The 22,646-nt window shown below is 54.2% G+C and carries 16 protein-coding genes; 5 read left to right on the top strand and 11 right to left on the bottom strand.

Annotation, left to right across the window (positions count from 1 at the left end; all coding sequences use genetic code 11):
* Positions 1–12: 12 nt before the first annotated feature.
* From DFER_RS10965 to DFER_RS10980, 4 genes are all read right to left on the bottom strand, one after another.
* Positions 13–3,444, bottom strand: coding sequence for a TonB-dependent receptor (locus DFER_RS10965; RefSeq protein ID WP_229206234.1), 3,432 nt, complete (start codon positions 3,442–3,444; stop codon positions 13–15).
* Between the two features lie 152 nt (positions 3,445–3,596).
* Entirely contained in the window at positions 3,597–4,694 is a 1,098-nt protein-coding gene (locus DFER_RS10970) for a FecR family protein (RefSeq protein ID WP_015811702.1), read from the bottom strand.
* A gap of 73 nt (positions 4,695–4,767) precedes the next feature.
* Complete coding sequence (locus DFER_RS10975; RefSeq protein ID WP_041736343.1) at positions 4,768–5,370, bottom strand: RNA polymerase sigma factor; 603 nt, start codon at positions 5,368–5,370, stop codon at positions 4,768–4,770.
* A 152-nt stretch (positions 5,371–5,522) separates the two neighbouring features.
* Positions 5,523–6,206 carry a hypothetical protein gene (locus DFER_RS10980; protein WP_015811704.1) on the bottom strand — a complete coding sequence of 228 codons (684 nt, stop codon included), beginning with the start codon at positions 6,204–6,206 and terminating at the stop codon, positions 5,523–5,525.
* Between the two features lie 298 nt (positions 6,207–6,504).
* On the opposite strand from DFER_RS10980, the gene DFER_RS10985 reads away from it, so the two are divergent.
* The 5 genes from DFER_RS10985 (at position 6,505) to pdxR (ending at position 15,814) form a co-directional block, all read left to right on the top strand.
* Positions 6,505–9,618 (top strand): SusC/RagA family TonB-linked outer membrane protein, encoded by a 3,114-nt coding sequence (locus DFER_RS10985; RefSeq protein ID WP_015811705.1) that lies wholly within the window; start codon positions 6,505–6,507, stop codon positions 9,616–9,618.
* Positions 9,619–9,644: 26 nt separating this feature from the next.
* The gene (locus DFER_RS10990) at positions 9,645–11,105 is read left to right on the top strand and encodes a RagB/SusD family nutrient uptake outer membrane protein (protein ID WP_015811706.1); all 1,461 of its coding nucleotides are present in this window, start codon (positions 9,645–9,647) and stop codon (positions 11,103–11,105) included.
* A gap of 53 nt (positions 11,106–11,158) precedes the next feature.
* The gene (locus tag DFER_RS10995) at positions 11,159–12,694 is read left to right on the top strand and encodes a sulfatase family protein (protein WP_015811707.1); all 1,536 of its coding nucleotides are present in this window, start codon (positions 11,159–11,161) and stop codon (positions 12,692–12,694) included.
* Positions 12,695–12,799: 105 nt separating this feature from the next.
* A complete protein-coding gene (locus DFER_RS11000) occupies positions 12,800–14,320 on the top strand; it encodes a sulfatase family protein (RefSeq protein WP_015811708.1) in 1,521 nt (506 codons plus the stop codon).
* A 72-nt stretch (positions 14,321–14,392) separates the two neighbouring features.
* Entirely contained in the window at positions 14,393–15,814 is a 1,422-nt protein-coding gene (gene pdxR, locus DFER_RS11005) for a MocR-like pyridoxine biosynthesis transcription factor PdxR (RefSeq protein WP_015811709.1), read from the top strand.
* 16 nt (positions 15,815–15,830) lie between these two features.
* Here the strand turns inward: pdxR and DFER_RS11010 are convergent, their stop codons facing one another.
* From DFER_RS11010 to DFER_RS11040, 7 genes are all read right to left on the bottom strand, one after another.
* Positions 15,831–16,079, bottom strand: a complete 249-nt coding sequence (locus DFER_RS11010; RefSeq protein ID WP_041736346.1) for a hypothetical protein — start codon at positions 16,077–16,079, stop codon at positions 15,831–15,833.
* A 142-nt stretch (positions 16,080–16,221) separates the two neighbouring features.
* Complete coding sequence (locus tag DFER_RS11015) at positions 16,222–16,455, bottom strand: hypothetical protein (protein WP_015811711.1); 234 nt, start codon at positions 16,453–16,455, stop codon at positions 16,222–16,224.
* 106 nt (positions 16,456–16,561) lie between these two features.
* Entirely contained in the window at positions 16,562–17,731 is a 1,170-nt protein-coding gene (locus tag DFER_RS11020) for a PepSY-associated TM helix domain-containing protein (RefSeq protein ID WP_050774677.1), read from the bottom strand.
* A gap of 15 nt (positions 17,732–17,746) precedes the next feature.
* The gene (locus DFER_RS11025) at positions 17,747–20,116 is read right to left on the bottom strand and encodes a TonB-dependent receptor (RefSeq protein WP_015811713.1); all 2,370 of its coding nucleotides are present in this window, start codon (positions 20,114–20,116) and stop codon (positions 17,747–17,749) included.
* A 129-nt stretch (positions 20,117–20,245) separates the two neighbouring features.
* Positions 20,246–20,623, bottom strand: coding sequence for a hypothetical protein (locus tag DFER_RS11030; RefSeq protein ID WP_015811714.1), 378 nt, complete (start codon positions 20,621–20,623; stop codon positions 20,246–20,248).
* A gap of 75 nt (positions 20,624–20,698) precedes the next feature.
* The gene (locus DFER_RS29175) at positions 20,699–21,196 is read right to left on the bottom strand and encodes a carboxypeptidase-like regulatory domain-containing protein (RefSeq protein WP_015811715.1); all 498 of its coding nucleotides are present in this window, start codon (positions 21,194–21,196) and stop codon (positions 20,699–20,701) included.
* Positions 21,197–21,261: 65 nt separating this feature from the next.
* Positions 21,262–22,572 (bottom strand): gliding motility protein GldB-related protein, encoded by a 1,311-nt coding sequence (locus DFER_RS11040; RefSeq protein WP_015811716.1) that lies wholly within the window; start codon positions 22,570–22,572, stop codon positions 21,262–21,264.
* Positions 22,573–22,646 lie beyond the last annotated feature (74 nt).

Here is a 22,646-nt window from a genome sequence, read left to right on the forward strand (position 1 = left end):
TCTGTTTGAATGTTAGAAACTGAGACTGAGACCCATCGAAAGCAGCATCGAACGCGGGTAGGAGAAAATCGTGTCGATGCCCCGCGCCGTGGTCCCGTTACGCCCGAGCACTTCGGGATCGAGGCCCGAGTACTTCGTGAGTGTAAACAGATTCTGCCCCTGCGCGTAAATGCGCAGCCCCTGCATATGCAATGCTTTCAGCTGACTGCTGGAAAACATGTAGCCGATTTGCAGGTTCCGGAGTTTCAGGAACGAGCCGTCCTCCACGAAATAGCTCGAAATGCGCCCGTAATTCGAGTTCGGGTCGCGCGTGAATGCGCCCGACGCCGACGTGGCCCCTACCCGCGGCTGGTCGGTAAGGCCGTTGCCGTTGAAGAACGAAGAGTTCAGGATGTCGCGGGTCGAGGTGTGATCGCCGTAGAAATACTCGGTGTAGTACTTGTTGCCGTTGTACACATCCACTCCCTGCATGCCTTGCAGCAACGCGGTGAGTTCGATGCCTTTCCAGCCCAGGTTGAGCGTGAGGCCATAGGTGAGTTTCGGCCAGGGGTTGCCGATGAACGTTTTGTCGAGCGTGGTAATGCGCCCGTCGCCATTCACATCCCTGAAACGCAGGTCGCCCGCCGCCGTGCCCGGGTTCTGATAGTAAACCGCGGTTGATCCCGCTGCCTGCTGAACCCTTTCGTTCAGGGATTGGACTTCGGCGTCGCTTTGGAAAATGCCGTCGACCTGGTAGCCGTAAAACTGGCTCATCGGGTTGCCCACCTGCGTCCGTCCGGCATTGCCGTCGAGGTCGTTGCCCGCCACCCCGTCGCTGATCGGATTGTTGTTATTCCCGTCCAGCTGTTTCACGAGATTCTTGTTGTAGGCTGCATTGATGGCCAGCGAGTAGGTAAAATCTCCCTTTTGCCCCCGGTAATCGGCGGCGAGTTCGAGGCCTTTGTTGCTCATCTGGCCGATATTGGTAAAAACCGATGTGCCCCCGAAGCCGGCCGTGGGCGCTACGGGCACCCGGTAGATCATCCCCTGGGTCTGGCGGCTGTACCAATCGAGCGTGATGTTCAATGCATTGCGGAGCAGCCCCACATCCACGCCGACGTCGGTCTGCAATACGGATTCCCAACGGATGTTTTCGTTCACGAGCTGGGCCGTGAGCGCGTACCCTTTCGAACGGGAACCGTCGGCCAGGCCCATGGCATTGGTACCGCCGCTGCCGCCGTACGACGACTGGTAGGTATATTGCGGAATGTTGCTCGTGCTGCCCAGTTTGCCATAACTCGCCCGCAGTTTCAGGTTCGACACCGCAGGCAGGTTATCCCGCAAAAATGCCTCCTCGCTGAGCTTCCAGCCCACCGATGCCGATGGAAACACGCCCCATTTGTTGGCCGGGCCAAAGCGGTCGGAGCCATCGCGGCGGACCGTCGCCGTGAGCAGGTATTTACCCGAATAGGTATAATTGATCCGCCCGAACTGCGACAGCAGACGCGTTTCCGGCAGCTCGGCGCCGTTGGTCACATAGCTGGCGGGATTGGTCGTTAACCCCAGATTATAAGTCACATACGGAAATCCCTGCGCCTCGCCGTGCAATGTACTAAGGTCGGATTTGTAAGCTTCATATCCCGCAAGCGCCTTGATTTCGTGCTGCTTGAATGTTTGGGCGTAGGTAAGCACGAAGTTGGCGGTGAGGTTGCGCTGGTTGTTGATATCCCGGCCCAGAAACGCATTGCGGTTGGCAATAATGCCGTAATCGAATGCCTCCGTGAATTTCAGGTTCTTCGCGTTGTACACCGATGCCCCGAATGTGGCACGAAAGCTGAGCGCCGGAATGATCTGCCAGTCGGCATACACATTGCCCTCGACGGCGTACGTTTGGTTCGACATGTGGTTTTGCCGCTCCTGCCCCACGAGGTTAGGTCCGCCGAAAAAGCTGCCCGTTTTGGCCCAGCCGCCGTAGCTGTTGGAAGGGTCGTAAATGCCCACCACCGGCGCCGAACGGAACGGGTATGTGGCGCTCACGGTCGGATTGATCTCCGTCATCCAGGCGTACATCGTCTCCCCTACTTTCAGTTTCGAATTGAGCTTGTAATCCGAATTCGTCCTTAAACCGTAGCGTTTGAACCAGTTATCAATGATCGTGCCGCCTTCCTTCTGGTAATTGGCGGAAATGTAGTAATTGCTCTTGGCCGAAGCGCCCGACAAGTCGAGCGAATAGCTTTGCTCCACGCCGTTGGAATAAAGTGCGTCGATCCAGTCGGTATCCGGCAGCGATGCGGGGTCTCCCCAGCCGCCGGTAGCCACGCCAAAAGCGGTCTTGGCTTTGTAATAATCATTGGTATTCAATAATTTGTACAAATTCACGGGCTTTCTCACTCCGTAGTTCGCATTGAGGTTAATGCTCATCTTGTCCATCGACGTGCCGCGCTTGGTCGTAACCAGCACCACGCCGCCTGCCGCCTGTGCGCCGTAAATGGCTGCTGCGCTGGCGTCTTTCAGGATTTCGATGGATTCCACATCCTGCAAATTGAAGTTATTGCCTGCCGACATCCGGATGCCGTCCACAATGTAAAGCGGCGCCATTCCGCCGATGGACCCCGCCCCGCGGATGATAATGTCCGAATTAGCCCCCGGCGAACCGTCGTTGCGCGTGACCTGCACGCCTGCGGCACGTCCCTGCAAGGCCTCGTTCACACTTCTTACGGGGAGGTTTTTAATCTCGTTCGCTTTCACGGTCGACACCGAGCCTGTGAGGTCGGAGCGCTTTTGCGTGCCATAGCCCACCACCACCACCTCTTCCAGGGCCTTAGTATCCACTTTCAATGTCACGTTCATCACCGAGCGGCTGCCCACCTCGATTTCCTGCGGCATATAGCCTACAAACGAAAAGATCAGGGATGCAGGACTGTCGCCCACGTCGATGCGGAACGTACCGTCGGCCTGCGTGGTGGTCCCGGTTTGGGTGCCTTTCACGAGAATGCTCACACCGGGCAATGCCGCGCCGGATTCGTCACTCACTTTTCCGGTCACCCATTTTTCGAATGCTTCCGTTTCCTCCATCCCTTCCTGCTTTCGCAGGCCCTGGCCGGGTTCGCGGGTGAGGATAATGTATTTTCCCGATGAATTATAACTGATTCCCAGCGGTTTGAGCAGCTTGTCCAGCACTGCTGCAAGGGGTTCGTTGTGCACAACCAGGCTCACATTCCCGCTTTTTTGCAGGAGAGCGGGCTCGTAGCTGAACTTTACTTTGGCCGATTTCTCGATCCGCGTCAGGGCCGCCCTGACGTCCTGGTTAACGAGCGTCACCGTCACCGGGCGCGTAAGCATTTCCTGTGCAAAGCCATCGCCGGCCACACTGACACTGAACGTCAGCATGACCAGAAAAAGATGAAAACAGGAGATTTTAACCATAGCTATCATGATCTCGACAGGCAGTCGATGTTTTTTCATACCTTTGATCGTTTTGTGATTTTCCCGTAAAGATTTTTGCAAAACCGGCTCCCTGATCTTGCCACAGATGTCCGGGGAGCTAGTATCGGGCCGGCAATGTTTCCGCATTGCCGGCTTTTTTTGTGTAAGCCTATGTCATAATGGGTCAGGGTTTAGGGTGATGTATTTTTTCCGGAATCCTGCTTGCCGATGAGAATGCGCGCATCGACGATCTGATACGACATTCCCATGGTTTTGCAGATCACGTCGAGCTTCTCATAAAGGCTTTCGTCTTCCAGGCTCACTTGCAGCGACCGCCCCTTCACCAGCTCGGCATCGAAGATAATCTCCACGCCATAAGCCTCCTGCAACACCTGAAACACCTCCTGCAAGGGTGTATTATCGAATTCAAACGAACTGCGCGGGGCCGATTCCACGATCACCGGCTTTTCCACGAGGGTCTTGTTGAAATGCAATTCTTCCCGCAGGAACTCGGCTTGCTGGTTTGCCGTCAATATCAGCCCAGTAAGCCGCGAATTCCCCGAATTTTCTTCATAATCCTTCTTCCCGAACACAGAAACCTTGCCCGTCACCACCGATACGATCACTTTCGGGGCACTAACGTACGCCTTTATACGAAAGCTCGTCCCGAGTACCTTGGTCACGGTCTCATTGGCATAGATCAGGAAAGGCCGGCCGGTATCGCGCTGGACGTCGAAAAACGCTTCGCCGCTCAACTGCACTACCCTTTCGCGGGCGGAGAACCTGGCCGGGTACACCAGCTTGCTGTCCTTGCCGAGGGTAATGCGTGAGCCGTCGGGCAGGAGCACCTGCCTGGCGCTGTCGCTCGTGTTGATTGCCTCGCGCATTTCGCCGGTCAGCGATTTGTCGGGCTGTAAGGTCGCTATCTCCTGCGCATGTTCCGCATTCCGAAGCCAGAGCCCGAGCGCGGCCGCCAGTAGCAGCAGCGATGCCGCCACGTGCCAGGCTTTCACCCGCCGCCAGATCGCGAACCGTACGGGGCGCGTCCGGTGATCGACCCGCTCCCAGATTTCACGGGCCAGCAGGTCGTCGCGCGTGGCGGGGTCATCTGCATGCAAATCCTGCACGAGCGACCGCGCGGCCAGGATCTTATCGGTTTTTTCGGGATGTGCGGCCAGGTAATCGTCCCAGAAAGCCTCATGCGCAGGGTCGGTTTTCAAAACCCAATGCTGGAAGGTTTCTTCGAATGCAAAATCTTCAATATCGTAATCGGCAAAATCTCCTGCCATGGCGAATCCGTTTCGGTTGATATACCCCAGTGCAGATTACGCCGCGTTTTAATCCATTTTTTCAGAAAAATTTTCAGGATTTCATGAAAAAAGAAAACAAAACTGGGATAATGGACGATAAATGCATGATTTCGCGCAGCGTTTTAAGGCCGGTGTAGATGAATTTGCAGGCCGACTGGTAGTTGACGCCCATGATGCGCGCCACCTCTTCGTTGTTGAGCTCGTGGAAAAAACGCAGGTGAATGGCTTCCTGCTGCCGCTTCGGCAACTGTGCCAATGCTGTTTCGAGCTGCTTCGACTGCCGCGTCAGCGTTTCCTGGCGCACCGTCTGGTTCTCGAAATGATCGTCGTGGGTTTCCATACGCTCGTCGTCGAGGCTTTCGGACTGCTCGAAGCGGAGGTGCTTCACGAGTTTGTATCGGAGCGATTTGAGCAGGTAAAACCGCAGCGAGCGGATTTCCGGGAGTTGCTCCCGGTTTTCCCAAAGTTCAACAAAAAGGTCCTGAGTGCAGTCCTGAATGAGGTTTCGGTTGCTGGTAACCTTGTAGCCATAGCGGATGAGGTGGTGCACGTGCCCCTGGTAAACACGCGCAAATGCACCCCGGTCGCCTTTCTGGAATGCTTCCCAGAGGCCCGCGTCGTCATTTCCCCCGAACCCGTCAATGGATGTCGCCATGGCAGATGTGATTACCATTTGGCAATGGCATTGTAAAGTGAGAGGGCAAAAATAACGACTACTTGAATATTTTAGTGAAAATTTATTAAAAAAATAATGACAACCAGGGAGATACGCAGGCATTGCGGCGCCGTCAGCTACTTCGGGCGCTCTTAATCTCTGATCGACGTGGTAATGTCGATATGGGCCTCAGCCACGTCGCCGATGAAGCTCGGGTGATCGTCGAGCTCTTCGGATGTGACATCGTTATAAATCAGGAACGCGGTGAGGCTTAAATATGCCGTCGGTCTGATCTCACCCATCACATTCTGGATCTGATACCTGGCCGGAAGTTCCAGCGAAATTTCGGTGGTAGCTCCCACGGGTATCGGTATGGCCAACGGGCTGCCGGTGACGGCGCTCTCGCCTGGGGTTGTGAGCGCGCTCACGCCGGAAACGTGCATGGAATACACCAGCTCGTAACCTGCCGACACCGGGAACGACGGGCCAGCCAACCTCTTCACGGTGGCTTTCACATCAAAGGTAAGCACGCCTATCTGGCCCACCGTGCTGGCCGACGGGTTGGAATCCATTTTGGCACGCGAGCGGTACAATATGATGTTCGGACTGGTGGGCGTCACCTCGCCGATCACCGAATTGTCTTTCGCGTAGAAGGTCAGCTTTTCGATCTTGAACTCGCAGGGATAGGCCCTTGGGCTACCATTAATTTTGGAACAGGCCGACTCGGGGTCGTTGGGAAGCTCGGGCACTTCGTGGTCGGTGCAGGACAGCGCTGCGACGAACAGGCCGTAAGTAAGCGCCAGCAGGGTGCGGACATAAAGCGTATTGTTTCTCATTCGTTCTTGTGTTGAGAGTGTGACGATAGGACAATAACTAACTGATAGTCAAACTAAACAAAAGAAACGATAAGTCCGCCGATACCAGCCGGGCACTTATTGTGCGGTCAATAAATAGAACAAAATCTATAAACTAAATAGATTATTAACTTACTTTGCGGGCGCTATCCGGCTTTAAAGCCATCTTTGCTCTCCATTAAACTATAAAATATATAGATCAACAAGTTTAATTCAAAAAATGCGCTCCTGCGGCCCCGGCACTACCTGTACTCTGTAAACGATTGAAAATTGACCCGTTATGATTGAAACTTTGACCCTGAAACCATTGAAACACTTACCCGGCCGGGCGGCGATTCTGCTGCTGCTCGCCGCCGCTCCGGCCGCTACCTTTGCGACCGCGCCGAATATCACCGCAACCCGCCAGAAACAGGACAGGACCGTGTCGGGCGTCGTGAAAGACCAGAAAGGCGAGCCGATACCCGGCATTAATATTCTCATCAAAAACTCCGTGACCGGCACGAGCACCGATTCGCAAGGCAAGTACAGCATTAAGGCCGACGCCGAGGCTATCCTGGTATTTTCCGGCATTGGCTTTGTAACCCGCGAAGTGGCCGTGAACAACCAGAGCTCCATCGACATCAGCTTGCAGGAGGACACCCGCCAGCTGAACGAGCTTGTGGTGGTCGGCTATGGAACGCAGAAGAAAAGCGACCTTACCGGCTCTGTTTCGTCCATTTCCGAAGCGCAGTTCAAGAAAACACCGGTGGCATCGCTCGATAACGGCCTGCGCGGAAGGGCGGCGGGCGTGCAGGTAACGAGCACGTCCAACCAGCCCGGAGGCGCCACGAGCATCCGTATCCGCGGCAGCAACTCGGTGAATACCGGCAGCGAGCCTTTGTACGTGATTGACGGCTTCCCGGTTTTCAATGACAATGCTGCCACTGCCGGCGGTGCTACCGTAGGCCCGAAACTGAATGCATTGTCGCTGATCAACCCGAACGACATCGTGTCCATCGAGGTGTTGAAGGATGCGTCGGCGGCGGCCATTTATGGCGCGCGCGGTGCCAACGGCGTGGTGCTTGTGACCACCAAAAAAGGCCAGGAAGGCCGGATGAAGATCGATATCAATGCCTACTATGGCGTTCAGCAGGTGTCGAAAAAGCTTCCGCTGCTGAATGCGACCGAATATGCCCAGCTCGTAAACGACGCGAACGGAAAGGAAATTTACACGCAGGAGCAGATCGCGTCCTTCGGCAAGGGTACCGACTGGCAGGACGAGATTTTCCGTTCCGCGCCGGTGCAGAACTACCAGGTAACGGCCTCCGGCGGCGATGCCAAAACGAAATATTCCCTGTCGCTCAACTACTTCGATCAGGCCGGAATCATTATCAATTCCGACTTCAAACGCTATTCGGGCCGTTTCAACTTCGAAAAGCAGGCCACATCGAGGCTTTCACTCGGCGCGAACCTGAGCATTGCCAACACCAATGCCAACCAGGCGCTGAGCAGCACGGGCGGCGGCGAAGGCACGCAGGGTGTGATCGTTTCGGCCCTCGATTTTAACCCCATCCTGAAACCGCGCAATGCCGACGGCACCTACGTACTGGAAAACGACCGCGGTATCCCCATCGGTAACCCCGTAGCCACCGCATTGGAGCTGACCAACAAATCGGCCACCACGCGCTTCCTGGGCAATGTTTTTGCCGCTTACAAGATCATCGACGGCCTGGAATTCCGGACGAGCATTGGTGCCGACATTACGTCTACCGGCGAAAAATACTACGCACCCCGCACCATCCTCGCAGGCTCCGCGGCGCAGGGCATCGGTCGCGTTTCCACTTCCAACGGCACGTCGTGGCTGAATGAAAACACGCTGACCTTCAACAAAACCTTCGGTAAGCACGCCGTCACGGCATTGGCCGGTTTTTCCGCCCAGAAATACACCCGAAACCTGCTCACTTCCTCCGCTTCCGGCTTTGTGAACGACCTGCTGGGCGCGGATAACCTCGAATCGGGCGCGATCATCCGCACGCCGGTGACGAACACAAACGATTGGAGCCTCATTTCGTACATCGGGCGGATCAATTACGGGTTTAACGACAAGTATCTGCTCACGCTCACTGGCCGTGCAGATGGTTCGTCAAAGTTCGGTAACAACAACAAATACGGCTTTTTCCCGTCGGGATCGGTGGCATGGAAGCTGTCCGAGGAGGAGTTTATCAAAGACATCAACGCCATTACCGAACTGAAACTGCGCCTGAGCTACGGCCGGATCGGTAACCAGGAGATCAACAGCTACCAGTCGCTGGCGGGCCTTACGGGCGCGAGCTACATCATCGGCGATAAAGTGGTGAAGGGTTTTGCCCCCAACAACATTCCCAACCCCAACCTGAAATGGGAAACCACCACGCAAACCGACCTCGGTGTGGACCTGGGCCTGTTCCGCAACCGACTGAACCTGACGTTTGATGCCTATTATAAAAAGACGACCGATATGCTCCTGAACATCAACGTGCCCTGGTCGACCGGCTTTGCAAGCGCGCTGCAAAACATCGGAAGCATTGAAAACAAAGGGATAGAGCTCGGCATCCAGGCTGTGGTGCTGGACAAGGACCTGAAATGGAATATCAATTTCAACGTTGCGGCTAACAAGAACAAGGTACTCGACCTCGGCCCGGTTTCGCAGATCCTGACGGGCGAGATCAATGGTTATCTCAAAATCAGCGATCCGGTGGTGATCGTGCCGGGCCAGCCGCTCAACTCGTTTTACGGCTATGTGAGCGACGGCATTTTCCAAACCGGCGACGATATTGCCGGCGGCGCGCAGAAAACCGCCGTGCCCGGCGACCGCAAATACAAAGATTTGAATGGCGACGGCGTGCTGGATGCCAAAGACCGGACTTTCATCGGCAATGCACAGCCCAAGTTTTTCGGCGGGTTTACCAACGATTTTAGCTACAAAGGCTTCGACCTGAGCGCTTCCTTCAACTACGTGGTAGGCAACAAAATCCTGAACAGCACCCGCGCCGACCTCGATTTGCCGACTGGCCAAAAAAACAGCTCGGCCCGTGTCAAAGACCGCTGGACGCCCACCAACCCAAGCAATACCATCCCAAGAGCGACCCTGAACCGCGCATTCCTCTTCTCGGACGCGCAGATCGAAGACGGCTCGTTCCTACGCCTCGGCTCGCTTTCGCTCGGTTACAACTTTCCTTCCTCGTGGGTGAGCAAGGCGGGTATCAGCAATGCAAAGCTGTACGTGTCGGCGCAAAACCTGTTTGTGATCACCAAATACACCGGCTTCGACCCGGAGACGAACCAGTCGGGGCAGAACAACATCCTGCGCGGAATCGACTCCGATTCTTATCCCAACTCGCGGTCGTTCCTGGTGGGCGTAAACCTTAGTTTCTAATTGAGAAAGCATTAATTCAGAATCCAATGAAAAAACTCATATATCTCGTAGCGTTCCTGCTGACAGCCAGCTCCTGCAACGACTTTTTACAGGAAAACCCGGCGTCGCTCATGGTCGACCAGAATTTTTACAAAACCGAAGCGGATGCCGACGCGGCGATCGTGGCGGTGTACGATGGTTTGAACGACCAGTCGAGCATTTTCTACCGCGGCATTTACCTGCTCGCCGAGCTGCCTACCGACAATGCCGAATGCGGCCAGGGCGTGGCGAATGCGAATATTTTTGCATTGAAAAACTACACGTACGGCCCGGTGAACGACCGCATTTACGTGCTCTACACGGCGGTGTATAAAACCATCGCGAATGCCAATGTGGCAATCGACAAAATCCCGGCCATCCAGATGCCCGATGCCAAGAAAAGCAGGCTGATCGCCGAAGCGCGGTTTGTCCGGGCATTGTTGTATTTCAATATGGTGCGGCTGTTTGGCGACGTGCCGCTGGTGCTCAACCAGGTGACGTCGCTGGACGCGGTGGATGTGCCCAGAACAGAGGCTTCCAAAGTGTACGAGCAAATTATCGCCGACCTGGATTTTGCAGAACAAAACCTGGACGCAAGCAATGGTTCGGCCAACATCGGTCGGCCCACTAAGGGCTCCGCGGCCGGACTTCTGTCGAAAGTGTACCTGACTTTGAAAGACTATCCCAAAGCGCGCGACAAGGCGAAGCAAGTGCTCGACAATGCGCAGTATGGCCTGGTAGAAAGCTATTTCGATATTTTCACCCCGCAGAACCGCTTCAATAAAGAGATCATTTTCGACATTCAGGCTAAGGGAAACACCGGAGCGGCCAACGGCTTTGCGATGGCGTTGTTCCTCCCGAGAACGACCATTAAACTCCCCGCGGGCGGAACCGTGGGCGGCAACAGCGCCGACGTGCCGACCGAAGAGTTTTACAACAGTTTCAAAACAGGTGACCTCCGCAAGGCCCGCACGTGTTTCACCGAATACGACGCGGGAGCCGGCAAAGCGACTTTCCGTCCGCATTGGTACAAATTCTTCGACCCGTCGGCGATCGCCACGCTCGGCGAAGGGACGCTCACCTACCCTATCCTCCGCTATTCGGACCTGCTGCTGACCTACGCCGAAGCATTGAACGAGATCGGCGGGCCTTCTGCAGAGGCATTCGAGGCGGTGAACAAGGTGCGTCGCCGCGCTTACGGCAAGGCTATCGGCACGGCCGACAAGGAAGTGGACCTGGCCGGACTGAGCAAAACGGCATTCCAGGACGCGATCCTCGACGAACGCAGGTGGGAATTCGGGTTTGAAAACCACCGCTGGTTTGATCTTAAACGCACAGGCAAGCTTCTGAGCACCTTGCAGGCGAAAGGCAACACGGCCATTAAGGAACACCACCTGCTTTTCCCGCTCCCGCAGCGCGAGCTGGATGTGAACAAAAAACTCACGCAAAACCCCGGCTACACCAACTAAATACCTTACTAACAGTACTATAACTTGCTACATAGTACATTAGACGACTCCGAATGAAAAAATACATTTTAAGTGTGATTGCCCTGCTGGGAAGCATTTCCAGCCCATTTGCCCAAACGGCGGAACGCCCGAACATCGTCCTGATTTTCTCGGATGACCATGCCTACCAGTCGATCGGTGCGTATGGCAACAAGATCGCCAAAACCCCGAACATCGACCGCATTGCACGCGAAGGCGCGATTTTGACCAATAACCTCGTGGCAAACTCTATTTGTGGGCCCAGCCGGGCCACTTTGCTTACCGGGAAATACAGCCACATGAACGGCTACAAGAAAAACGACCGGACGCTGTTCGACACCTCTCAGCTGCTCTTCCCGAAGGAGCTGCAAAAGAGCGGTTATCAAACGGCGTGGGTCGGAAAACTGCATTTGAACAGCCTGCCGGTGGGTTTCGACTATTGGAACATCTTGCCGGGGCAAGGCATTTACTACAATCCCGAGTTCATCACCGCGCCGCACGACACCACGCGGAAGATCGGCTACGTGGCGGACATTATCACGCAAAGTTCCCTCGAATGGCTCGACAAGCGCGACGACAAAAAGCCGTTTTTCCTGGTGGTAGGCCAAAAATCGGTGCACCGCGGATGGCAGCCCGATTTGCAGGACCTGGGCGCTTACGACGACATTGATTTCCCGCTTCCCGAAACGTTTTACGACAATTACGAAGGCCGCGTAGCTGCGAAAGACCAGCAAATGTCGATCGAAAAGACCATGACCCTGAAACAGGATTTGAAAGTACACCTGGACTACGACCGCGTGCCGGGCTACAAATTCTTCACCGACGCGCAGAAGAAAACCTTCCGCGACTACTATGATAAAATCAGCAAGGAATTCGACGACAAAAAGCTGACCGGCAAAGCATTGACGGAATGGAAATACCAGCGCTACATGAAAGACTACCTGGCAACGGCCAATGGTTTAGACCGGAACATCGGCAAAATCCTGGATTATCTTGACAAAACCGGCCTATCGAAAAACACCGTCGTGATTTACGCCTCCGACCAAGGCTTCTACCTCGGCGAGCACGGCTGGTTCGACAAGCGCTTTATCTACGAAGAATCGCTCAAAACGCCGTTTGTGATCCGCTACCCGGGCGTGATCAAGCCGGGAACGAAGGTGGACAACCTGATTTCGAACATCGACTGGGCGCCGACGATCCTCGATTTGGCACATACCAAAATCCCGTCGGAGATTCAGGGAAAATCGTTTCTGCCCCTGCTCGACAAGAATGCAAAAGCCAGCACGCCGTGGCGTGACGCAGCGTATTACCACTATTACGAATTCCCTGACTTCCATCACGTTTACCCGCATTTTGGCCTGAAAACAAAACGCTACAAACTGGTGAGATTTTACGGCGGCGCGGATAGCTGGGAATTGTTCGACCTAGAAAAAGATCCGCATGAACTTAAAAACGTGTACGCCGACAAGGCAAATGCGGCCGTGGTGAAAGACCTGAAAGAGAAGTTAAAAACGCTGATCGTTCAATACAAGGACGACGAAGCGCTAGCGCTTTTCAATGCTGCCAAATAACAGCTGCCCATGTGGAATGGCGGCATTGCCATCGCAATTATTATTTATTTTGAAACAAAAAGAATCTGAGCAGTCAGGTTCTTTTTGTTTATATCATCCCTGCCTATGAAGCGCATCCTGACCTTACTGATTACCCTGACGACCACATTTTGTTTCGGGCAGACTAAGAAGAAACCCAACATTCTGTACATCATGTCCGACGACCACACCTCGCAGGCGTGGGGCATTTATGGGGGTATACTGAAAGATTACGTAAAAAACGACCACATCGAATGGCTGGCGGCGAATGGCGCTACGCTGGGTAATGCATTCTGTACCAACTCGATATGCGTGCCCAGCCGCGCGGCAATCCTGACCGGCCGGTATAGCCATCGAAACGGCGTGTATGATTTGAGCGATTCACTCAGCCCCGATAGCTTAAACTACGCCAAACTGCTGAAAACGGCCGGCTACCAGACGGCGCTGATCGGTAAATGGCATTTGGTGAAAGAACCGGCGGGATTTGACTACTACTGCGTGCTGCCCGGCCAGGGACGTTACCGGAACCCCATCATGATGACGAAAGAGGATTTCCGGGAAGACCAGAAAGGGGGCAAAGTGTATGAAGGCTATTCGACGGACGTGATCACCGACCAATCCATTGCCTGGCTCGAAAAGCGGGACAAAAGTAAGCCGTTTTACCTCTCCACCCATTTCAAAGCCACCCACGAGCCGTTTGATTATCCAAAACGCTACGAAAATTACCTCGAAGACGTAGAGATCCCCTACCCTGCGGACTTCGCCGACCGCGGTGCCACGGGTTCGGGCCGCACGCACGACGGCTGGCCGCTGGACCTCCTCGGCACGCGCTACGAAAAAGGTACCGGTAAGGAATATCCGGGCCATTCGTTTTCATTGCAGGGGCTGGATTCGGTAGCCGCGCGAAAAAAGATTTACCAGAAGTTTGTGAAGGATTATATCCGCTGCGGCGCCGCCGTCGACGACAACATCGGCCGCCTGATCCAATATCTGAAAGATGCGGGCGAGCTGGACAATACGATCATCATTTACACATCCGACCAGGGCTATTTCCTCGGCGAACACGGCTTTTTCGACAAGCGGTTTATCTACGAACCGTCGATCCGCATGCCGTTCGTGATCAGCTATCCGAAGGAAATTCCGAAAGGCAAAAGGGTTAACGACCTCATTCTCAATATCGACTTCGCGTCGCTGTTCCTCGATTATGCCGGCATTGCGCCGCCCGCATCCATGCAGGGCAAAAGTTTCCGCAAAAACTTGCAGGGGAAAACGCCCGCTCATTGGCGGAAGGACATTTACTATCGCTATTGGGCCAATGAACCGAACCGCCCGGCGCATTTCGGCATACGGACGGACCGGTACAAGCTGGCATTTTTCTACGGGCAATCGAGGACCAAAACCGCCCGGGACAACATGAAATACCCGCCGGGCTGGGAATTTTATGATTTGAAAAACGATCCGGGCGAAGATCGCAATGCCATTCTCGATCCGCAATACAAAGACATCATTGCCAAACTGAAAGCCCGTCTGAAAGACATTAAAAAGGAAAGCGGCGACGGCGTGGAATCGAACCCGACCATTGAGGAATTGATCCAACAGAATTGGTAGTTATGCACCGCGGTAGTTAGATTGCTGAACTATTTCAGTTTTCCTGAATCTAAACCCAAAGAAACAGCCCGCATGCTTCGACCATGGAATATCGATATTGTACTGGATGACCAGTGCGGCAAAGCGATTTATTTGCAGATCGCCGACGCGATTATCCGGGATATCCAGTCGGGCCGGCTCAAAGGCGGCGAGGCGCTACCCGGCAGCCGCCATCTGGCGCAGGTGCTGAATGTGAACAGAAATACGGTTGTAGAGGCTGTGGATGTGCTGTTGACCGAGGGATGGCTGGTTTCCAGGGAAAGGCGGGGCACGTTTGTGGCGGAAAAGCTGCCCAGCCTCCGGGGCGCGAAGGTACCGCTCCCCAAAACGACCCCGGCAGCGCCGCTATTGAACAAATACCAGATCCAGTTCGACGACGGCCACCCGAACAGCAAGATCGCGCCGGTAGCAGAGCTGGCGAGGGCTTACCGGCAGATTTTCCAGCGAAAAGCCCGCTGGCAGATGATGTCCTATGTGGATGCCCTGGGCGACATTGATTTTCGGAGGGAAATTGCTCAGATGCTCAGTCATCAGCGAAGCATGCAGGTGACCGAAAACGACCTCTGCGTGACCAGGGGCAGTCAGATGGCCACTTACCTGACGGCGCAATGCCTCTTGCAGCCGGGTGATTATGTGATGATCGAAAACCCGGGTTACAAGCCCGCATGGTCGGCTTTCGAGCAAGCCGGCGCCCGGTTACTGCCGGTGCGTGTGGACCAGGACGGCTTGTCCATCGACGAAGTGGCAGCCTATCTCAAAACCTACCCGGGCCAGGTGAAGGCGATATTTACCACGCCGCACCGCCAGTACCCGACGACGGTCACGCTCAGCTTGCACCGGAGGCTGGAATTGATCCGCCTGTCCAACGAGCACGGATTTAAAATCATTGAAGACGATTATGACAACGAGTTTCATTTCGGACACCGGCCAATACATCCGGTTTGCGCATTTCCGGGGCTTCGGAATTACGTTTACATCGGAACGCTCAGCAAGGTGGTTGCGCCCGCATTGCGGATAGGCTACCTGGTGACCAATGATCAGGAACTGCTGCACAAGGTGAGTGACCTCCGGAAGATTATCGATGTGCAGGGCGATACGATCATGGAGCAGGTGATCCTCCAACTGATCAAGGACGGCACCATCAGAAGGCACATCCGCAAGGCCTCCCAGTATTACAGGGCAAAAAGGGACTTCACCGTGTCGCTGATCGACAAATACCTGGGAGGAAAAGTGACTTACACGGTTCCCGAAGGTGGACTGGCGTTCTGGATCGTGCCGCATCGGCCGGTGAGCTGGGAGGATATTACTTCCAAAATGCACTCGCAAGGGATTTTAATCATCAATCCCGATACTTTCAGTCTGGGAGAATCCGCGAACGGGTTTCGGCTTGGTTACGGCTCGCTGTCCGAACAACAGCTCGAAGAGGGCATTAAAGCCATTTCAAAATTGTTGTGAAGCGCCCGCGCTGCCGTCAGCATTCGGAATAGGACGGAAGGAACACGCCATTCACCGCGACCAAAGTTTTGAGCACGATCACCGTCCCGTCTTCTAGTTCCAGATAAGGCTCGTCGCTTTGAGGGTAAATTTCCCTGATAAGCCCTTCCGCACGTTCCAGGCCGTTTTGATCAATAATCATTTCGGCTTTCGCATTGCGCTCTTTACAGCCTGTGAGGATCTTCAAAAAGTTCTCATTCATCGAAAGTGTTTCCCGGATATCCATTTTGTTCAGATTTAAGGAAAACAAACACCCGACGTTTTCCATCGGGATGTTTGTTTTCAGTATTTCAAATGACACTTTTTGCTTCCGCCACGCATTACTTTCTTCACTATACTCATGCCACTTCCGGGCGGCTGCGGGCTTTTCAACCTTTCACGTCCGCGATGGACGCGCCGAAATTGATGTGCAGCACATTGCCGGTGGGCGTAACCAACGCCGGAACGGACTGAACGCCTGCGTTTTCCGCTTCCGCAATTCTTCCGCTTTGATCGCCAAGGTGTACGATTTCCACATTATTCTCGCCAATAAGGCCGATAATTTCCTGTTCCGCGCTCACGCAAACCGGGCAGCCTGCGTGGTAAAAAATGGACTTGTTCATTTGCAATGGTTTTAAAAGTTATGAATGATCTACATTGCAAACGTACCCAGGATTCATGACCGCGCGCTGATCCAGTTTTGCGATATCCAGGCAATTCTGGCTGAACTCATAGCCGGTCGCCGGAGCCTTGTCCGGCCTTCTCCCGCTTGATACCCGCGGGCGCTGCGCGACGGGGTTTCCGAACGCCCCGCCACCAAAGCAAAAACCCGGTAACCGCCAGCAGGCCAGGCGTGAGGCCGATGATCGCATACAGGATTTTCACGGCAATGCCCCCGAAATTTCCCACATGCAGCGGAAAGAATGTCGCTTCGATGCGCTCGCCCAGAGGCTTATCGGCAAGCCTGGTAACCTGCACGATTTCACCGGTTTGCTGATCAACCCGGACCGAATTGGAACTGCCCCATATCCTGGACTCGCCTGCTGCATAACCCCTGACTTCAAACTTGCGCGCAGGCTGCGTCGGCAGGTAAACGTAGGTAGGCTGCAAATCCGGCATCGCGGCCAGCGCCTCGCGGTACATCCGGTCGGGCGAGGCGGCCATGAGCGTGTTCGGCCGGGTGGCCACCTGTTCGTTTTCCCAGGTTTTAGCCTTGAATGCAAACAGGTTCATCCAAAATCCCGTGAAGAAAATCACGGCATTGAGCAACAGCGACCATACGCCCACGATACGGTGCAGATCCGAGCTGATCGTCCGCCAGTTCTTGCGGTTGATTTTGACCCGGAAACAGATGACTCTCCACAGCATTTTGCGGTACACAATGGCCCCGGTGATCAAAGAGAGCAGCATGGTAATGCCAAAAAAGGCTGTCAGCGCCGCGCCGGGAATGCCGAGCTGGAAGCTGAAATGAAACTGGAATAACCATTCTATAAAGCTGGGCGTGAATTCGCTGGACGGCCCCTCGCGCAACACCGCACCGGTGTGCGGGTCGAAGGAAATCAGTCCGAGATCGTAGGTAAACAGGCGGGTGTCATTGAAATAGATCCTGAAATTGTACGCATCCGCCGGCTCAGCGTCCGGGTTTACCCACGCAATGCCGTCCAGGTTCGGGTAGCGGCTGGTGATGTTTTCATAACAACGCTTCAAAACCTGGTCGGTAGCCGCATGGTCCACCGGGGTAACATGCAGCAGTTCCGCATTGAAATACTGGTCGAGCTCCGTCCTGAAAACGAGTACCGAACCGCTTAATCCAAGCAGGATCAGGAATATCCCCGTGAACAGGCCCAGCCAGCTGTGCAGCCTGAAAAGCATTCGGGTAAATGGTGCTTTCTTCGTCATATGCTGAAAATCCAGTTACCAGATCTGATAGCTCACGCCCAATCTCACATTAAACGGATCGCCCAGTCCCCCGAGCGTCATCCCCGAGCGGCTTCCCGTAAAATAATGCTTGTTGGCCAGGTTATAGGCATTCACTTGAACCTGGAACCGCTGGCGCTGGTAAGATAGCGCCGCATCCAGCACGGTGTACGACGGGAACACGAAGTTTTGGTTGCTCAGCAAACCCACCTGATCGCTCACATAGCGCACGCCCGCCGATACGCTGAACCCTTTCAGCAGGTTGGAGGGAAGCGCATATTTACCCCAGAAATTGATCTGGTGTTTGGGTGCATTGGCAAAGCGGTCGCCTTTTTTACCGTAGGTGCTCGTGCTTACGAGCACGTGTTCATTGAATGCATACCCGGTAATGAGGCTGAGCGGCCCCACGTGGCCAGTGAGCGAAAACTCACCTCCGCGGCTGCGCGTGCCGTCGATGGCCGCCTGCCGGTGCGAATTTTCGTCCGTTGGCGCGGCGGTGAGGATATTGGCATAGTTGATCTGGTACAGCGACAACGTGGCCGACAAGCGGTTGTCCAGCACGTCAGCCTTCGAGCCTACTTCATACTGGGTCGCTTTCCGGGTCGGGAATGGGCCGCCGGCCAGTACATTGTTCGAAGTTTGGGGATTGAATGATTTCAGGTAAGTCCCGTAAATGGACACATTGTTCACCGGCAAATACACTACCCCGATGCGCGGAATCCAGCCGGACGCTTGCAGCTCGTCGCCCTGCTTGTTGTCCCGGTCGGACAATGGCGTTTCTTTCGCGTTGTAATTGTCGTAGCGCAGTGAAAGCAGCACTTTCAGCTTGTTGCCGATGCTTACCTGGTCCTGGATGTAGCCGCCGATCAGGTTGGTTACCCGCTTGTTATCGTCCGATTCGTCGGCAGGTACCGTGGCGTCGGGCACACTGCCGGTGTAGTCGGGGTTCAGAATGGAGATGCGGGTGGAGGATTTGTACTGATAGTCGTTCTCGGTCCAACCGTACCGGTTATAGTCCGTGCCGACGATGATCTGATGCCCGATTCCGCCCGTTTTGGCAGTATAAGTAGCAAAAGCGGTGGTTTGCAGGCTAAACCGGTCGGTAAGCCAATCCTGATACCCGCGGCTGATCGAATCGTTTCTGATCCGCCCTACCGGAATGTGGTCGGTGAAGTCGAGGACATTCCGCACGGCCCGCTCCACGACCGTGAGTTTGAGGTTATCGCTGATCTGGTGATCGAAGGTCAAAGTGGCCGACATGTTGCGGGTTTTACCGTAGTCCGTCGGGCTCTGGACCGTCAGGTTGTTGGAATAATGGTTAAAATCGAAACTGCCGTCGGGCCTGGTGTAAATGAAGCTGCCGTTGTCATATTGCTGCACTGCTTTGGAATAGGCATAATTCAATTCGAGGTTCAGCGAAGAGCGGCTGTTTACGAGGTACGTCAATGACGGCGCAATGAAAAGGTTCTTTTTTTCCTGATAATCCCTGAAACTTTCGCTGCGGTCGTATCCGACGATCGCGCGGTACAAGAGCTTTTTTTGCCGGTCAATTGGCCCTGTAAAATCAGCGGACGCGCGGCCGAATGCCCAGCTGCCCAGCGAAAGGTCCACGGTTGCCCGCTTTTCGGTCAGCGGTTTTTTAGTTACAAAATTCACTACCCCACCCGGAGAGCCCTCGCTGAACAATGCGCCCGACGGCCCGCGAAGCAGTTCCACCGACTCGATGTTGTAGAGCAACGGCTGCTGGCTCCACAGGAACAGGTTGCCGCGGATGCCATTGTAAAGCAGGAAACTCGCGTCGTTTGGCGAGTAAGCCGTAAAACCGCGGATCTGGAAGTTGCCGTTGCCGTTATTGGCCTTCATGCCGGTCATCGAACCGGCGATTTCGTTCAATGTAAATGCCTGGCGATCGCGCAGTACTTCCGACGACACCACCTGCACGGATTGCGGCGTGGAAAGCAGCGGGGTGTTACTCCGCGTCGCCGAATTGGACGACAGCACCTGATACCTGTTTTTCGCTGCGCTTACCAGCACTTCTTCCAGTTCTTGCTTGCTTTCGGAAAGTTGCAGGTTCAGGAATGCGTTTTTGCCTTTTGCAATGCGAAGGCTCTCTGTGTAAGCCGTATAGCCTACGTTGGAGACTGAAAGAATGTATGCACCCGGTGTGATGCCGGTCAGGACAAACTGGCCGTCGGCATCGGTAATGGTGCCGAGCGCAGTGCCCTGCAAGGTAACGGATGCGCCTGTGATTGCCTGTTGCTCTGCATTCAGGATACGTCCGCTCAGCGAACCCAGCCCCGACTGCGCAGTGCTATGCAGGCATATCCCCGCCGTTAACAACAGCAGTAATATGTATTTGATTTTCATTGGTAGATGCAATTAATATGCTTCCCTGCCGCAAAAGCCGGCGAAGCATGTTTGATGTAATGGAATGCGCAGGGCCGGGCAACCGGAACGGTCAACGGGCAAGGCGCGTGTTTCAAACCTGTAATTGATCTACTCGCAGGGAGGCGGAACCAGGATGGAGAGCGGGGCCTGATACGTGCCCAGCTGGTACGAAAAGCTGATTGGACCGGCTTGGGGCGCCGGCACGGGAGCAAATTCGAAATGTGCAAATGCAGGAGTAAAAAGATGCAGCACCGGAATGCTTTCTACACGGCTGCTCGTTTGCTGATCCTGCTTTTTCTGCTGTTCTTTCAGCTTTTTGGCAAGGTAGCATTTCCCGTTACAATGCAGCTGGGGCTTATCACGGTTTTGACAAAGCACACGCGTGATATATTCCTTATTCACATTGTAGTAAGCGATCGTGCCCCACTGACTGAACGTCGGCAGGATGGTCGTAATGAGCCATATGTAAACTATGAATGTACGCATCGATCAGGTCGCAAATATAGCAATAACCTCAATACGCATGGGTGGGCCAAATCATGTTATAAACAGAAATACGTCCTAAGCGGTGTCGCAGGACGTATTTCTGTCTTCGAGGTCGGTGGCATTGGCAGAGAGCTTGAAATCCACGCGTTGCTCATCGCCGTCCTTAACCGTAATGTTTTGATTCTGGGATTGATAACCGATAAAACTAACCGAAACAGACAGCTTTCCTGCCCGTAGCTTTTCTATTCGGAATTTTCCGTTCTGATCTGAAAAAGTACCCGCAGCATTTTCTTTGACTGAAATGGTGGCACCTGGAAGCAATTCGCCCTCGGCCGAGCGGACGGTGCCGTAAATGGCGGCGCGCGTGAGGTAATGCGACACACTTCCCGCTATCACCAGCGACTCTCTTCTTTCCCAAAGCGACACGAAAATCGTTTGTACCAGCTCCTTGGCAAGATCCTCGTCTTCCAGCCGGCACAGGGCAATCGAGTAGAGTTTGGCCCAATTCTGATTGTAAATCCGCTCGAAGGATTGTTTATCTAAATGATGGCGGATTGGATCGGGAAATGGCATCTGCGGACGGTTACAACGCCGCGAAGTTGCCATCTATTTATAATAATTCCAAATTAAGTTAATACTTAGCGGCTTCGGTTCAGCTTTTCTTCCACTTTAATACGTTCGAAGAATGCCCGGTAATCCTTGATATTCAGCATGTCATGTACGGCCTGCTTCTTGTCCGCGGCCTGTTCGAAATACGCCTTGCAGATTTGGTACCCTACCCAATAGCCCAGGTCGGCAGGGCGGTCGGCGGTTTCCTGGCTGCTGTTGGCAATCCAGTTGGCGTAGCGGTCAAGGTACATTTCCTTTTTAAAATCTTCCCAAACCTTCCGTTCATGTCCGACAGCCCACACATGGAGGCGCTGGTTGGCCGTTCTTCCGCTGATCAGTTCACCGATAAAATCGGCCATTCCTTCTTTGATCGCGTGGCACAGCAAGGTGGTATCGCCAGCCATATTCGCTTGCTGAACATGCACGAGTTCGTGTGCTACCACGTGTTTCAGTTCGTTGAAGAGCAGCATATTCTTTTTCTGCCATAAATTCAATTCATGAGTGGGCGTTTGCTTGCTTGCTGCCTGCATATCCACGCCCATGATGGAGCCATAGTTGGTGACGGTGCCGCCCGAGCTCCATCCGCCGATCACAAAAGCCACATTCGGGAAAGTGGCGGGCTGGTACCATTGCTTCATATTCCGAAAAATGATGCGGAGCGAGTCCTCCAAACTGCTTACCTGCTCCGTGTTGGCCCGGATACTGGCGTAGTAATCCGGCATCGTTTCGAGGTTGTGCACGAAGCCCTTCACTCCGCCGATATTCGGCGTTTTGGTTTTGAAATATTCTTGCAAATCGGGCGTGCCTTTCTCGAAATATTCTTTGAGAAATAGCTGCTGCGCATTGGAAGGGTCCTTTTTGTACTGATCATAAACTTTCCAGAATAGCGCGATGTCGCTCGTGATCACCGCGGCCTGATCGGGATTTTGCTGCGCTTTCTCCTCGTCGGCTATATATTTTGTCAGCGCGGCATATGCCTTGTTTTTGCGGACCGCCGCCAAACCGGGCTCGGAGTCCATCCAGTTTCTGTTCCTGAATCCGTACTTCACCGCCTTTTGCAGGATGACCAGGGCGCTGTCGGGCATGTCGGCCATGGCATAGAAGTACGTGGCGTTCACGGCAGGCTGCCTTTTATAGGCCACCATTCGGCGGGTTTCACTTTCCGCGAAATAATTTCTGGCTGCTGCCTTGTATTGCTTTGCTTCGCCAAGGCTGTCGGCCAGCTTTTGATACCGGTCGGCTTCCGGGTTGAAATCCTGTGAAAAAATCCTTTCACTAATAAGTAGTAATGCTACCAGGACGCACAGCTGCGTGGCCCTCAACAGAACTGGATTCCTCATCTTAAGGTTGCGAATTGAATTCCGGTGGTCGATAATTTGTAACCGATGGTTCGGCGACTGTCAATATACCACTT

The organism is Dyadobacter fermentans DSM 18053, from assembly GCF_000023125.1.
Classification (GTDB): Bacteria; Bacteroidota; Bacteroidia; order Cytophagales; family Spirosomataceae; genus Dyadobacter; species Dyadobacter fermentans.

Excerpts from the sequence above, each read along its gene's own strand:
- DFER_RS10965 (WP_229206234.1), bottom strand. The coding sequence starts at position 3,444 with ATGAAAAAACATCGACTGCCTGTCGAGATCATGATAGCTATGGTTAAA.
- DFER_RS10970 (WP_015811702.1), bottom strand. The coding sequence starts at position 4,694 with ATGGCAGGAGATTTTGCCGATTACGATATTGAAGATTTTGCATTCGAA.
- DFER_RS10975 (WP_041736343.1), bottom strand. The coding sequence starts at position 5,370 with ATGGCGACATCCATTGACGGGTTCGGGGGAAATGACGACGCGGGCCTC.
- DFER_RS10980 (WP_015811704.1), bottom strand. The coding sequence starts at position 6,206 with ATGAGAAACAATACGCTTTATGTCCGCACCCTGCTGGCGCTTACTTAC.
- DFER_RS10985 (WP_015811705.1), top strand. The coding sequence starts at position 6,505 with ATGATTGAAACTTTGACCCTGAAACCATTGAAACACTTACCCGGCCGG.
- DFER_RS10990 (WP_015811706.1), top strand. The coding sequence starts at position 9,645 with ATGAAAAAACTCATATATCTCGTAGCGTTCCTGCTGACAGCCAGCTCC.
- DFER_RS10995 (WP_015811707.1), top strand. The coding sequence starts at position 11,159 with ATGAAAAAATACATTTTAAGTGTGATTGCCCTGCTGGGAAGCATTTCC.
- DFER_RS11000 (WP_015811708.1), top strand. The coding sequence starts at position 12,800 with ATGAAGCGCATCCTGACCTTACTGATTACCCTGACGACCACATTTTGT.
- pdxR (WP_015811709.1), top strand. The coding sequence starts at position 14,393 with ATGCTTCGACCATGGAATATCGATATTGTACTGGATGACCAGTGCGGC.
- DFER_RS11010 (WP_041736346.1), bottom strand. The coding sequence starts at position 16,079 with ATGGATATCCGGGAAACACTTTCGATGAATGAGAACTTTTTGAAGATC.
- DFER_RS11015 (WP_015811711.1), bottom strand. The coding sequence starts at position 16,455 with ATGAACAAGTCCATTTTTTACCACGCAGGCTGCCCGGTTTGCGTGAGC.
- DFER_RS11020 (WP_050774677.1), bottom strand. The coding sequence starts at position 17,731 with ATGACGAAGAAAGCACCATTTACCCGAATGCTTTTCAGGCTGCACAGC.
- DFER_RS11025 (WP_015811713.1), bottom strand. The coding sequence starts at position 20,116 with ATGAAAATCAAATACATATTACTGCTGTTGTTAACGGCGGGGATATGC.
- DFER_RS11030 (WP_015811714.1), bottom strand. The coding sequence starts at position 20,623 with ATGCGTACATTCATAGTTTACATATGGCTCATTACGACCATCCTGCCG.
- DFER_RS29175 (WP_015811715.1), bottom strand. The coding sequence starts at position 21,196 with ATGCCATTTCCCGATCCAATCCGCCATCATTTAGATAAACAATCCTTC.
- DFER_RS11040 (WP_015811716.1), bottom strand. The coding sequence starts at position 22,572 with ATGAGGAATCCAGTTCTGTTGAGGGCCACGCAGCTGTGCGTCCTGGTA.